12 protein-coding genes are annotated in these 13,349 nt (G+C 71.8%); 4 read left to right on the forward strand and 8 right to left on the reverse strand.

Going from position 1 to position 13,349, the window contains the following annotated elements; all coding sequences use genetic code 11:
• Positions 1–190: 190 nt before the first annotated feature.
• The 7 genes from ABT127_RS38250 to ABT127_RS38280 all read right to left on the reverse strand — a co-directional run bounded on the left by ABT127_RS38250 (position 191) and on the right by ABT127_RS38280 (position 9,020).
• Positions 191–2,530, reverse strand: coding sequence for a LuxR C-terminal-related transcriptional regulator (locus ABT127_RS38250; protein ID WP_351460844.1), 2,340 nt, complete (start codon positions 2,528–2,530; stop codon positions 191–193).
• Positions 2,531–2,695: 165 nt separating this feature from the next.
• The gene (locus ABT127_RS38255; RefSeq protein ID WP_351460847.1) at positions 2,696–3,832 is read right to left on the reverse strand and encodes an amidohydrolase family protein; all 1,137 of its coding nucleotides are present in this window, start codon (positions 3,830–3,832) and stop codon (positions 2,696–2,698) included.
• 88 nt (positions 3,833–3,920) lie between these two features.
• A complete protein-coding gene (locus ABT127_RS38260; protein ID WP_351460849.1) occupies positions 3,921–4,574 on the reverse strand; it encodes a CoA transferase subunit B in 654 nt (217 codons plus the stop codon).
• Complete coding sequence (locus ABT127_RS38265) at positions 4,571–5,356, reverse strand: CoA transferase subunit A (protein WP_351460852.1); 786 nt, start codon at positions 5,354–5,356, stop codon at positions 4,571–4,573. Before ABT127_RS38265 ends, ABT127_RS38260 begins: the two co-directional genes overlap by 4 nt.
• A gap of 205 nt (positions 5,357–5,561) precedes the next feature.
• Positions 5,562–7,196 carry a bifunctional 3-(3-hydroxy-phenyl)propionate/3-hydroxycinnamic acid hydroxylase MhpA gene (gene mhpA / locus ABT127_RS38270; RefSeq protein ID WP_351460855.1) on the reverse strand — a complete coding sequence of 545 codons (1,635 nt, stop codon included), beginning with the start codon at positions 7,194–7,196 and terminating at the stop codon, positions 5,562–5,564.
• 4 nt (positions 7,197–7,200) lie between these two features.
• The gene (locus tag ABT127_RS38275) at positions 7,201–8,127 is read right to left on the reverse strand and encodes a VOC family protein (protein ID WP_351460857.1); all 927 of its coding nucleotides are present in this window, start codon (positions 8,125–8,127) and stop codon (positions 7,201–7,203) included.
• Between the two features lie 50 nt (positions 8,128–8,177).
• Positions 8,178–9,020: a fumarylacetoacetate hydrolase family protein gene (locus ABT127_RS38280; RefSeq protein WP_351460860.1), complete on the reverse strand. Its 843-nt coding sequence runs from the start codon at positions 9,018–9,020 to the stop codon at positions 8,178–8,180.
• Between the two features lie 232 nt (positions 9,021–9,252).
• On the opposite strand from ABT127_RS38280, the gene ABT127_RS38285 reads away from it, so the two are divergent.
• Complete coding sequence (locus ABT127_RS38285; protein ID WP_351460863.1) at positions 9,253–10,113, forward strand: FadR/GntR family transcriptional regulator; 861 nt, start codon at positions 9,253–9,255, stop codon at positions 10,111–10,113.
• 63 nt (positions 10,114–10,176) lie between these two features.
• On the opposite strand, the gene ABT127_RS38290 is transcribed toward ABT127_RS38285, so the two are convergent.
• Complete coding sequence (locus ABT127_RS38290) at positions 10,177–10,896, reverse strand: heparin lyase I family protein (protein WP_351460866.1); 720 nt, start codon at positions 10,894–10,896, stop codon at positions 10,177–10,179.
• 280 nt (positions 10,897–11,176) lie between these two features.
• On the opposite strand from ABT127_RS38290, the gene ABT127_RS38295 reads away from it, so the two are divergent.
• Genes ABT127_RS38295 through ABT127_RS38305 form a run of 3 tightly spaced genes read left to right on the forward strand, consistent with a single transcriptional unit; the run spans position 11,177 to position 13,240 of the window.
• Complete coding sequence (locus tag ABT127_RS38295; RefSeq protein WP_351460869.1) at positions 11,177–11,884, forward strand: hypothetical protein; 708 nt, start codon at positions 11,177–11,179, stop codon at positions 11,882–11,884.
• Positions 11,885–11,917: 33 nt separating this feature from the next.
• On the forward strand, positions 11,918–12,577 hold the full coding sequence (locus tag ABT127_RS38300) for a class F sortase (RefSeq protein WP_351460871.1): 660 nt from the start codon (positions 11,918–11,920) through the stop codon (positions 12,575–12,577).
• A gap of 30 nt (positions 12,578–12,607) precedes the next feature.
• Positions 12,608–13,240, forward strand: coding sequence for a hypothetical protein (locus tag ABT127_RS38305; RefSeq protein WP_351460874.1), 633 nt, complete (start codon positions 12,608–12,610; stop codon positions 13,238–13,240).
• Positions 13,241–13,349: the final 109 nt, after the last annotated feature.

Here is a 13,349-nt window from a genome sequence, read left to right on the forward strand (position 1 = left end):
CGCGGCCGATCATGGCGGTGAGCAGGCAGGGAAGGCCCGTACGGCGGTATGGGGCGACCGTGACGGGGAGGGAACGCGGCGGTGTCCACCCCTCGTTCCGTCACAGGAACTGGTCATCTTTCGGACACGCGCGGCTCGTACACGCAGCACCGGGACATCAGGTCCGGGCGGCCGGTTCGGCCGCCCGGGGTCACTCTTCCAGGAGACCGGAGCGGATGGCGTGGGCGGTGGCCTCGGCGCGGCTGGAGACACCGATCTTGCGGTACAGGTTGCTGATGTGACGGCCCACCGTCTCGATGCTGATGAACAGTTCGGAGGCGATGGCCCGGCTGGTCGCGCCGGACGCGATGAGCCGGAGCACTTCGGCCTCACGGCCGGTCAGCCCGTCGGGGTGGCGCCTGCGGCGTTCCCTGCGGGGGCTGGGTGCGCGCTTCGCGGCCAGCAGCGGCGGCACCTCGGCGAGGACGTCCCCCACCGTGAGTTCCGCCCCTTCGGCGCACAGCTGCTCGAAGACCGGGCGGGACAGGCTCCACTGGATGCTGCTCAGGTCGATCGCACGGGCCGGGAACTCGACCCAGCCGTCCAGGGTGAGCCGGGAGCGCACCGCCCGGGACAGGCCCACGAGCCGCGCGGCATAGGGGGTTTCGCCGAGGTCGTCGAGGCACGCGGCCAGCCCTTCGAGGCACCATACGTACCGCGGCCCGGCCCCGATCCCCTCCACCAGACGCAGGCTGTCGAGATGGTGGCCGCCGGCCAGGCCCGCCTCGCCCCGCGAGAGCCTGACGTCGGCCAGCAGGTTGAGGAAGACGGAGGCGTTCCAGTCGTCGCCGTTGCGCTGGGCGAGGCCGAGCCCTTCGCTGAGCAGCGCGACGGCCTGCACGTCGTGCCCCTCCTCGTGCAGCATCCGCCCCAGTTGCTGGTACGGAACGTGGGTCCAGGTGCTCTCGCCGAGTTCCCGGAAACCGCGTACGGCCTCGTCGAGCGCCGTCTTGGCGAGCGTGCGATGCGTCTCGGTGGCCGCGGCGGACGCCCCGAGCAGGCTGCGGGCACGCGCTGCCCACCAGCGGTCCCCGGCCGTGTCGAGCACGGCGATCGCCTCCCGGTACAGGGGTTCGGCGCGGTCGAATCCGTGCGCCTCGAACTCGGCGGCGGCCAGGTCGACCAGGGTCCGGGCCCGCGCGGTCGTGTCCCCGGCCTCCTTCCAGCCGTCGGCGCACTCCTGGAGCGCGGTCAGCGCGTGGGCGTAGGAACTCGCCGCTCCGGTGAGCACGGCGTGCGCCTCGCGAGCCCGCAGCCGGGCGGTGCCCTCCCCGGCGGCGGGCAGCGCGAGCACCTCGTCGAGCAGTCCGATGCCCTCGTGCAGCCGTCCCCGGCCGAGCCAGTGGCCGCGCAGTGCGGCTGCCAGGTCGAGGGCGCGGGGGTCGGCAGAGTCGATGAGGAACCGGAGCGCCGCCCGCACGTCCGGCAGTTCCTCCTCGACGCGACGGGCCCAGTCCTCGGCCGCCGTACCGTGCTCGTCGTGCCCGTCCAGGACCCGTCCGCCGAAGTGGCGGGCGTGTGCGCCGCGCAGGGCGTCGGCGATCTCCGGTCCGGCGTCGTCGTGCAGCAGCCGGCGCGCGTACTCGCGTACGACGCCGGGCATGCGGAAGCCGATCCCGGTGCCGTCGCCGGTGGCGGGGTGCAGCAGTTCGTGGGCGACGAGTTCACTGACGCCTTCCCACAGCGTCTCGTCCGCCGCCCCCTCGTCGAGGACGTCGCCGACGGCGGCGTAGGTGAAACGATCCTCGAACACGCTGAGGCGGGCGAGGAGTTGCCGGGTGGCCGGGGAGAGCGCGGTGACACTGTCGTCCAGGACCCTGCCGAGGCTGCGGTGCCGGTCGGACAGATCGACGGGGCCCTTCATGGTGAGGGACCATCCCTCGCGCAGCCGGGCGAGCAGCGCCTCGGCGGGCAGGGCGGCGAGCTGCCGGGCCGCGATGATCAGCGCGAGCGGGTGCCCTTCGAGCTGCCGGCAGATCGCGGTGACCGTCTGCTCGTGCGCGTCGAGACTGCCCTGGTAGGCGACCCGTCGGGCGTGCCACAGGAAGAGCGCGCGGGCGGCGGCCCCGTCCGTGACGTCGAGCGGGCGGACGCGGTAGAGGTGTTCGTCGGTGAGCCTGCCTGCCGCACGGCTCGTCGCGAGCACCGTGAGCCGGGGGTGTCCGGCCAGGAGCGCGCCGAGGGCGGGCGCGAGCGGCAGCACCGCCTCCAGGTTCTCGGCGAGGAGCACATGGGGAGCGGCCGCTTCCGCCGGGTCCGTGGGGAGCGCCTCGGTGAGGAGGGCGAGCGCCGCCTCGGGCCCGGCGGCCCCGGCGAGTTCCACGACCCGGACGTCCGTGCCGCCCCGCTCCAGCTCCTCGCACACCTGCCGTGCCAGGCGGCTCTTGCCGACGCCGCCGATTCCGACGAGCGTCAGCAGCCGTACCTCCGGATCGTCGAGCAGGCGTACCACCGCATCGACGTCGCCCCCGCGACCACCAGCACCGTTCATGTCATCCGGTCCGCTCACAGGCCCCCCGTCACCAGAGGCCCAAGGCTCCGAGGACACACCCTCGCCCGTCAAGGCCCAGTGACGCGCATCACCGGTCAAGGACGTCGGTGCGGGCGGGGGTGGAGCGGTGGAGGGCCGGCGTGTCCGCCGCCGGCGCCGTGTTCGTCACGACGCCTCTTCCGGTCGGCAGGTTCGGACGGCGGCAGGGGTCACCTCGATGCCTGCGCACCAGATGCGGTGCAGGGCGCGGGTCGCCCGGATGTCGGTCAGCGGGTCGCCGTCGACGAGGACCAGGTCTGCGCGGAGACCGGGCGTGATGGCTCCTCGGTCGTCGAGGCCGAAGTGGCGGGCGGTCAGGGCGGTGGCGGAGTGCAGGGCCTCGGCCGGGGTGAGGCCGGCGTCGACGAGGAGTTCGAGTTCGTGGTGCAGGCTTTCGCCGTGCGCCACTTGAAAGGGGACACCGGGCTGGGTGTTGGCGTCGGTCCCGGCCAGGATCGGCACGCCGGCGGCGTGCAGCGCGGCGAGGTTGCGGCGGGCGGTCCGGTAGGCAGTTGCGTTGCCCCGGGCGGCCGCTGTGCCCTCCATCATCGTGAGGGTGGGGATGCAGACCTGTCCCTGTCCCGCCATCCGCGCGATCTCTCCGGGCTCCAGCAGCCGGTCGAGGGGGATGTGGGTGACGTGGTCGACGCCGGCGTCGAGGGCCATCGTGTAGGCACCCGCGGTGGCGGCGTGGGCGACGGTCTTCCTGCCGTGCGTTCGGGCAGCGGCCACCAGGGCGTCGATGGTCTCCCGGTCGGGGCCGCCCTCGCCGGGTGCCTCGACCACGATCTTGATGTAGTCGGCTCCCGCCGAGACCTGCGCCGCGACGAACTCACCGGCCTCCTGCGGGCGGCGCACGATGGCGTCGTGGGCCATTCCGGGGATGCGCGCGTGCGGGCCGCCGGCTCCGATGGCGGGGGTCCCCGCGCTGCGGATGTCGGTCAGGTCCGGCACCCGTCGTAGGGCGGCCAGCAGCTGGGGCGGCCAGGTGGCCATGTCCAGGGCGGTGGTCACGCCGTGGGAAGCCAGGCGGGCCAGGGTGTCGGGGCCGTGGAGGTGGACGTGGGCGTCGATGAGACCGGGCAGGAGCGTCATGCCGGAGCCGTCGACCGTACGGGCGCCGGACGTGCCGTTGTCCGGGGCGATGACACCGCCGTCGATCACCACCGTGCAGGGTTCGGTGAGCCGTCTGCCGTCGAGGACGCGGACGTTCAGCAAAGCGGTCCGGGCGGGCCCGGGTTCGACGCTTTCGGGGTGGGGCATCGGTGTTCTCCTGCACTGGTGATCGGTGGTGCGGACGCGTACGGGGCGGGGTGGCTGTCCGTCGGGTCCACGGGGCCCGCGGACGACCTCAGGCGGGCGGTCCGGCCGGTTCCGGCACGTGCAGCGGTGCTGCGGTGGCCGCAACGACCTCCTCGGGCGTGACGCCGGGGGCGGTCTCCGACAGGACGAGTCCACGGTCGGTGACGTCCAGGACGGCGAGGTCGGTGATGATCCGGTGGACGCAGGCCCGGCCGGTCAGCGGGAGCGTGCACTCGGGGACGATCTTCGGGCTGCCGTCCTTGGCGGTGTGCTCCATCAGGACGATGACCCGGCGCGCTCCGTGGACGAGATCCATCGCACCGCCCATGCCCTTGATCATCTTGCCGGGGATCATCCAGTTGGCGAGATCACCGTCCGCGGAGACCTGCATGGCGCCGAGGATCGCGGTGTCGATGTGGCCGCCGCGGATCATCCCGAACGACAGCGCGGAGTCGAAGAACGCGGCGCCGGGCAGCACGGTGACGGTCTCCTTCCCGGCGTTGATCAGGTCCGGGTCGACGGCGTCGTCGGCCGGATAGGGGCCGGTGCCCAGGATGCCGTTCTCCGATTGGAGCACCACGTGCACGCCCTCGGGCACGAAGCCGGGTACGAGGGTGGGCAGTCCGATGCCGAGGTTGACGTAGTCGCCGTCGCCGAGTTCGGCTGCCGCCCTCGCGGCCATCTCGTTGCGGTTCCAGGTCATCGGACCGTCTCCCTCTCTCGTACCGAAGGCGCGCGCACCGTGCGCCGTTCGATGTGTTTGTCGGCCGCCTGCCGGGGAGTGAGGGCGACGACACGCTGGACGAACACGCCGGGCAGGTGGATCTCGTCCGCGCTCAGGACGCCGGGCTCGACGAGCTCCTCGACCTCGGCGACGGTCACGCGGCCCGCCATGGCGGCCAGCGGGTTGAAGTTGCGGGCGGACTTGTCGAAGACCAGGTTGCCGTGCCGGTCGCCGCGCGCCGCACGGACCAGGGCGAAGTCACAGGTAATGCCCTCCTCCAGCACGTACGCACGGCCGTCGAAGGTGCGGGTCTCCTTCGCGGGAGAGGCGACGGCGACGCCACCGTCCGCGTGGTGGCGCCAGGGGATGCCCCCGTCGGCGAGCGGGGTTCCGACGCCGGCGGGGGTGTAGAAGGCGGGGATGCCGCAGCCGCCCGCGCGCAGGCGTTCGGCAAGGGTGCCTTGGGGGACGAGTTCGACCTCGAGTTCGCCGGTGAGGTACTGGCGGGCGAACTCCTTGTTCTCGCCGACGTAGGAGCCGGTGACGCGGGCGATGCGGCCGGCACCGAGCAGGATGCCCAGTCCGTGGTCGTCGGTCCCGCAGTTGTTGGAGACCACCCGCAGCGAGCTCACGCCCCGTGCGTACAGGGCCGCGATGAGGGTGCTCGGGATGCCGCACAGACCGAAGCCGCCGACGGCGAGGGAGGCGCCCTCGCCGATGTCGGCCACGGCGTCGGCCGCGGAGGGGGATGTCTTGTCCATGAACGTCCTTCGGAGGTGTTCTCAAGAGGCGCCGCACGAGGGGCACATGGCGAGGCGCTTCCCAGCGCGGCACCTGGTGGCGTCCGGGCAGTCCGGCAGCGGCGGCGCCCGGACGCCGGGCGGTGCTCCCGGCTCCTCGCGCCCGGCAGCACGGCGGCGGACGGACTGTGCGGTGGTCCGTGCGCCGCGGTCGTGGGGACCGCGCCTACTGCTCGGCGACGGCCGTGAGCGGCTCGGGCGCCGGGGCGCGGTCGGCGGTGACGACGGGCTGCTGCAGTTGTTCGCGCAGCTGGCCGACCAGTGCGCGGAGGCCTCCACCGTCGGTGGCGGCGCCGAACAGGTAGAAGTCGGGCCGGACCACCGCGGCGACGTGTCCGTGCCCGCGCAGGTGAGGCAGGTAGCCGTCGGGTGCGTCGAGGTAGCCCTCGGGCGGGGCGTTGTCGGCATACAGAGGGACGAGGGTGGCACCGATGCCGGCCAGGAAGCCGCGGTCGGCGGAGTCCAGCGCGTCGAGCGGGGCCGCCCCGTCGGTGAGGACGGTGAAGCCGCCGCCGGTCAGGTCGTCCAGGAGCGCGGTGCGGCCCTGGTGGCCCACCTCGTACTGCGGGGTCAGGTGGCCGACGTCGCGGGCGCGTGTGCCATCGGCGGCACGCGCGAGGATTCCGTCGCCCAGGACCGGCGGCGGGGTGGGCGGCAGCGCGTGTCGCGGGTCGGCTCCGGCGGCGATCATGCGCTCGTCGCGGGCCGCGGCGTCGGCGGGGTCGAGGACGCAGATGACCTGGCCGAGGGCCATCGACATGCCGATGGCGTGCTGGACGTGCTCACTGCGTTCGGAGGTGTACGTGTCGAGCAGGTCCGGGGCGGCCCGGTCGTCGAGCACGAGGTCGAGTTTCCAGGCGAGGTTGATCGCGTCGCGCATTCCGGAGCACATGCCCTGCCCGGCGAACGGTGGCATCTGGTGCGCGGCGTCACCGGCGAGGAGGAGCCTGCCCTCGCGCCAGCGGTCGACCCAGCGAGCCTGGAAGGTGTAGACGACGTGCCGCTCGATCGTGGTGTTCTCCGGCGTACGGCCCCACGGTTCCAGCAGGCGCCAGGCCGCCTCCGCGGTGTTGAGGTCCTCGATGCTCTCGTGCGGCAGCCGCAGGAACTCCCAGCGGCGTCGGCCCGGACCGCCGGAGACGATCGTGGTGGGCCGTTCCGGGTCGCAGAGCTGCCAGTTCATCGGGGACCACTCGGCCTGTTCGTGCGGCTGGGTGTCGACGATCAGCCAGTCGTAGAAGAAGCCGAGGTCGGTGACGGAGGTGGCCATGCCGGAGCGGACGAAGCTGTTGGCCCCGTCGGCGCCGATGACGTAACGGGCCCGGACCTCACCGGCGTCGCCGTCGCCGCTGGTGGTCAACCGGACCGTCTCCTCGCCGAGTTGCAGGTCGGTGACCTCGCAGCCGCGGCGCACGGTGACGGTGGCCTGGCTCTCGGCCGCCTTGGCGAGGACCGATTCGAGCTGGGGCTGGCTGAAGAAGCTGGCCGTGGGCCAGCCGGAGGGTCCGTTGCCGGACCAGTCGATGCGGACCAGGGGCTCGCCGGCCGCGTTGCGCCACTCGTAGTGGTCCGGCACCGGGTCGGTGACCGCACGCACCTCGTCGGCCACACCGGCGGCCTGGAAGACGCGGCCTATCTCATAGTCGAAGTGCACCGCGCGGGGCAGGTCGTAAGGGCTGGGCCAGCGCTCCAGGGCGATGACGTCGTGCCCGGCCCGGCCCAGCAGGAGCGCCAGCATCTGGCCGACGGGTCCGAAGCCGACGATCGCGACGTCGTACGGCTTCGATGAACTTCTGCTCACTGCTCTACCTCGACTCACTGTGGGTGCCGGTCATCAGAGCGGCGAGATCCTCGGGGGCGAGGAAGGACGGCGGGGGCGGCGGACCCCAGTTGAAGAGCCCCTTGGCGCCTTCGAGGACCTCCGGCGTCCACAACTGGTCGTCGACGACGCAGTCCATGTCGGAGTAGTACTCGCTGAAGTTGCCGGCCGGGTCCTTGAGGTACCAGAAGAAGTTGGAACCCGCGTGGTGGCGGCCCAGGCCCCAGATGTGCCGTTCGGGATGGTTCTCCAGCATGGCCGAGGCGCCTCGGCCGACCTCGTCGATGTCGTCGACCTGCCAGGAGGAGTGGTGCAGGAAGGCGACCGGCGCGGCCAGGACCAGGATGTTGTGGTGGTCGGTCGAGCAGCGCAGGAACGCCCCGTGGCCCTTGATGTAGTCGGACGCCTTGAAGCCGAGGCCGTCACGGAAGAACGCGGTCGTCGCGTCGAAGTCGGTGGTACCGACGACGGCGTGGCCCAGCCTGCGCGGCCGGACGCGGTCGGTGCGCAGGATGCCCGGCGCCCGGGTGCCGGTGCGGTCGGTGCGGCCGGGGCCGTTGTAGACGGTGGCCGCGACCGGATCCTGGACCAGGCGGGGGACGACCTCCAGGACCGCGCGTACGGCGGTGGTCCTGTCGTAGGCGGTCAGCGTCCCGGCGTCAGCGACGGACTCGACGCCGAGCCGTTCCAGGCGGGAAGCGGCCGCCGAGAGGTCGTCGGGGGTGTCGGCACCGATGCGCACCTCCACGAGACGGCGGGTGGGCGCGTGGACGATGCGCAGCTGACGTCCGGCGTCCTGGGTGGTGAACCAGCCGTCGCCGTCCGGGGTGAGCCCGAAGTCGGTGTAGTAGGCGGCGGTCTCGGTGACGTTGGGGACCCCCATGGTGATGGAGGTCAGACGGTGCAGTGCCATGAGGGACTTCCTTGTCCGTCGGTTCCGTGCGCTCCGTCGGCGCCGTGTGCTCAGGCGACGAACGTCTGGCGCAGTTCGCCGATGCCCTCGACCGTGCTGACGAGTTCGTCACCGGCCGCGAGGAAGCGCTGCGGGTCGCGGCCGAGTCCGACGCCGGCCGGCGTACCGGTGAAGATGACGTCGCCGGGCAGCAGCGGCAGCACCGCCGACAGACCCGCGATCAGCGCGGGCACGGAGAAGATCAGGTCGCGGGTACGGCCCTTCTGGACCTCTTCGCCGTTGATCGCGCAGCGCAGTTCGAGGTCGTCGGGGTTGTCGAACTCGTCCGGCGTGACGAGCCACGGCCCGATGGGCGCGAAACCGGGGTAGGACTTGCCGAGGCTGAACTGCGGTGCGGGACCGGCCAGTTGCACCACCCGTTCGGAGATGTCCTGGCCCACCGCAAGGCCCGCGACATGGCTCCAGGCGTCGGCCTCGGACACACCTTCGGCGCGGCGGCCGATGACGGCGACCAGCTCGACCTCCCAGTCGGTGTTGCCGTCGGCGGGAAGCTTCACCTCGGTGACCGGCCCGCTGATGCTGGAGACGAACTTGGTGAAGACCGGCGGCAGGCCCTCCGGAGCGACGAACCCGGACTCGGCGGCGTGCTCCCGGTAGTTCAGGCCGATCGCCAGCGTCTGCCGCGGGGCCGGTACCGGCGAGCGCAGCTCGGTCGCCTCGAACGCCACGCCCGGGGGCAGATCCGCAGCGGCGGCCCACGCACGGAACGCCTCCCACCGCTCGTAGACGGCCTGCGGGTCGGCGGAGAAGCTGCCGGCACTGGCCCGTTCGACGTCGACGGCCCTGCCGTCGACGATCAGGGCCAGCCGGCCGGAGAGGTTGGCGATGCGCACGATGGGTCTCCCGGAAAGGAACGGGAGCGGAACACCTGAAACCGCGTCGGCAGGTGCCGCTCGATCTGCGAAGGCGAAAGGGCCAGGGCGTGCCGTCGGCGACAACGGAGCCCTTGCCCCCTCACCAGCAAATCAGCATGATGATTACCCTGATGTTGCGTCGACGTGACCTAGGCGTCAAGGGGTCCGAGCGAAATCAGCATGATGAATATGACGACTTTGAGGAGTGATCTTGAGCGCCAGCCCGGAGCGGACCGCCCGGTCTCAAGCGGGACCGGAGGCGAGCGAACGCGCCCGTTCACGCCCCACTCCCACGGAAGACGGCAGCTCAGCGAGGTCCCGGCGGCCGGCCGGGAGCACCAGAGGCGGCGAGAGCCCGTCCCGCGGATCGGCAACCGGTCGCGCCGAACGGGCGGCCGAGCGGGTCACGGAGCTGATCGAGAGCGTCACGCCCGGCTCGCGTCTCGGCACCAAGGAGGAGTTGCGGACGCTCTGCGAGGTGTCCGTCGGCACCTTCAACGAGGCACTGCGGCTGCTGCAGGCCCGTGGCCTGGTCACGGTCAAGCCCGGCCCTGGCGGCGGGCTGTTCAGCGCCGAGCAGTCCCCGATGGTCCGTCTCGGCAACTCCGTCCTCGCACTGGACGCGCAGGCGAATGACGTCGCCGACGCCGTTCGCATCCGCGACGCCCTCGACCCGCTGCTGATCGAGGACGCCCTGTGGCACGCGTCCCCCGCCGACATCGCGGGGCTGCGCCGGCACATCACGGCGATGGAGCACGCCGTGGGCGCCGACGCCCCGGTCGCCTTCGTGCACGCGAACTGGCGCCTGCACGCCGCTGTCGCCGCCATCAGTCCGAACGCCCTGCTCAGCTCGCTCTACACCCACCTGCTCGATCTGATCGAGTCGCACACCCTGTCCGTGCTGCCGAGCAGCGACCAGCCGCTGGGCGAGTACATCGCGCACCGGCACGAGCTGCACAGCGATCTGGTCGACGCCCTGGACCGGCGCGACCGGGACGAGGCGCTCCGGCTCATCCACGAGCACAACACCACTCTTCAGACCGCCGAAGGGTCCGCCACCTCCGACGGCTGACCATCGCGTTCCCTTTGCGGACCGACCCTGGGCTCTGGGGCGAGCCAGGGCACGGGCCCTGACTCAGTCCACGTCGGAGCGGGCGGTGCCCATGGAGAGGCCGGCGACCCAGTTGATGGAGGCCGTCGTGTCGTCGGTGCCGAAGTAGGTGCCCCAGCGGGGCTTGTTTCCCAGGTCGTCCCAGGTGCGCGCGCCGGTCCGGGAGGCGAAGGCGGTGCCGTCCTTGTAGACGGACAGCGTGCCCGCGCCGCCCGCGTCGGTGGTGATGCCGAGCTGGATGGAGTGCCACTCGCCCGCCGTCCAGGGAGTGGTGCCGATGGAGATCCAGGTCTCGCCGGGCGCCACGTACCAGACCTTGAGCTGATCGTCCTCGACCTTCATCAGCACCGGGTAGTTCTGGCTGTTCTGGTCGTTGGTGCCGTTGGACTTCCACTGGAAGACAGTCTGCGCGTCGCCCGTCTTGGTCATGGAGTCCCAGCCGAACCAGTACGTGCTGTCGTCACGGAAGGTGTACTCGCCCGAGGCGGTGCGAACGCTGTGCGCCTCGCAACGCGGCGTCCCGACAGGCTTGTTGAACTTGAAGAAGGGGCCGTGACCGTCGCCCCAGTCCCCCGTGGTGACATTTCCGGGGCTGTCGCAGAGGGTCGTCACGAAGACGCCGACACCCTGCGAGGCGTCTGCGTCCCAGATCACGGAGGCTTGGGCGGGGGCGGCGGCCAGCACGGTGGCGCAGGCGGCGGCGGTGGCTGTGCAGAACCAGGCACGCAGTGGGGTGCGGTACACGGGGTCACCTCTTCGATCGACTCGCGCACCGTTGTAGCGCCGCCCCGTCACATCGCTCAATATTTGTGACCGAGTTGATCGTATTGATCGGTCCGGAGGGACGTGTGACTCGGGGCGGTGGTCCTCGGGCGCCAGGGACCAAAGTCGCCATTCATGCCGGTTCGTAGCGCTGTGAGGCTGTTGTTACATGTTCGACGGGAAGTGCACACAGCTGCTCCGTAGGTTCACATGTGTCGCAACGACGACATCTCACCCATAGCGGAGCAAGGAAGAAGTCGATATGTCGATTCCTCGTCGTGTACTGCAGACCGCGGCCGTCTCCGGCCTCGTCATCGGCCTCAGCGTCCCGGCCGCCGCCGCGTTCGCGGACTCCGCCGCGCCGCAGCCCGGTCAGCAGACCACCTCCTCGGCCTCCCCCGACCCCACGCAGTCCGCGTCGGACCAGGGCAAGGAGCAGCAATACTCCCTGAGCAACGGCGCCCAGGCGCACGTGTACACCCTCCCCGACGGGTCGTACATGGCCTGGATCACCGTCAAGGGGCAGCGGGTCGCGAACCTGAGCTCCGACAGCGGGAGCAGCACGGTGAACGGCTACCGCTACGTCCTCAACCAGGCCAACGGCTTCGTGGGCGTCGTCCACCCCGACGGCTGGCACAGCGAGCAGGACAAGCCCGACCCGGCCCACCAGAAGACGCACCCGGACCACCACCAGAAGGTCCAGCCGAAGCACCACGAGAACGCCCACGACCAGCGGACCGTGCAGCACGGCTCCGCGGCGCGCACCGCGCACGACAAGGGCACGTCGGCCGCTGTCGAGAGCGGGCGCGAGGGACGGCTGCCGCAGGGCGGCGTGCGGGCCGGCGCCGAGGGCGTCTCCTCGCACAGCTCCGAGACCCCGCTCATGGTCGCGGCGGGCGGCGGTCTCGCCCTGGCCGGCGCCGGAGTCGGCTACCTGGTCGTCCGCCGCACCCGCCGCGAAGAGTCCTGAATCCGGCGCACCCCTTCCCCAGGGAGTTCCCCCGTGACGACGACCACGCCCCGTAGTCCGAGGCGGGACGCCGGTGGCGGCCGTGCACCGCGCCGCACGACGCGGTGCACGGCGAGCCTCGCACTCGCCCTGACGGCCGGACTGTTCGGTCTGACGGCCTGCTCGACGGCCCATCCGGCCGCCGACGACGTACAGGTGACGAACCGTTCGGCACACCACGCGCAGCACGCCGCAGCTCCTCTGCCGCGATCGCTCCCGGTCGGCCTGCGCATCCCGTCGGCCGGTGTCGACGCCTCCTCCATGCTGCGGCTCGGGCTCGGAGCCGACCGCGACCTGGAGGTGCCGCCCGTCGACAAGGCGCAGGAACCCGGCTGGTGGACCGGATCGGTGACACCCGGTCAGAAGGGCGCCGCCGTGCTCGTCGCGCACTACGACACCGCGAACGGTCCCGCGCTCCTGCGCGACGTGGCCCGCGTCCGGGTCGGCGACGAGATAGCCGTACCCCGCGCCGACGGCCGCACGGCCACCTTCACCGTCCGGGAGATCCAGCAGGTCGCCAAGGACCACTTCCCGACGCGGAAGGTGTACGGCGCGACCAGCACGCCCCAACTCCGGCTCATCACGTGCGGCGGCCCCATCGTCGACGGCCACCGCGCGGACAACATCATCCTGTACGCCGCGCTCACGCCCTGACGCCCGCGCAACTCAAGGAAAGACACACCCATGTCCCACGACACCACTCCCCGCTCCCGCACGCGGCGCACCGCGCTCGCCGCGCTGCTGCTGACCACCACGGTCACGGCGACGCTCGCGGTCGCGGGCTCCGCGTCGGCCGCTTCCGGCGACGACCACCCCGCCCCCCGGGCCGGCACGACGTACGGCGGCTACGGCGACTACGGCAAGGGCTGGACCGACAACTACCGCTACGACAAGGACTACGGGAAGGCGTGGGGCGGCGGCGTCACGGACAAGCAGCGGCTCGCCGACGTCGCCGTGACCGCCTCCGGCCCCCGCCACCTCGACCACCACCAGGAGCAGCGCTGGGTCGTGGAGTTCACCAACAAGGGATCGGCCACGGCCAGGAACGTCCGCTCCACCACCACGATGCCGAACGGCATCACATACCTGGCGCACCGCATCAGCGAGGGACACGCGTCCGAGACGCTCACCGGCGACGGACGCATCGTCCTCGACATCGGCGATGTCGCACCCGGCCGCACGGTCCGCCTCGAGATAGCCGGCCGCGCGCCGTCCTACGGCGGTGGCACGGTGCAGCTGTCCACCTCGATCACCACCAGCAGCCCGGAACGCAGCACGGGCAACAACTCGGCGGTCGTGCACACGCGCATCGCCTGAGCCGAGCCCGCGGAATCGCGGGACACACCGGGCCCGGCCGACTGCCCGCGGCCGGACGTGTGGCCACTGACAACGGCCCATCGTCCTTTCTGAGAGGCTGAGTTGACGG

The sequence above is a fragment of the Streptomyces sp. NPDC001904 genome, assembly GCF_040297005.1.
Lineage (GTDB): Bacteria > Actinomycetota > Actinomycetes > Streptomycetales > Streptomycetaceae > Streptomyces.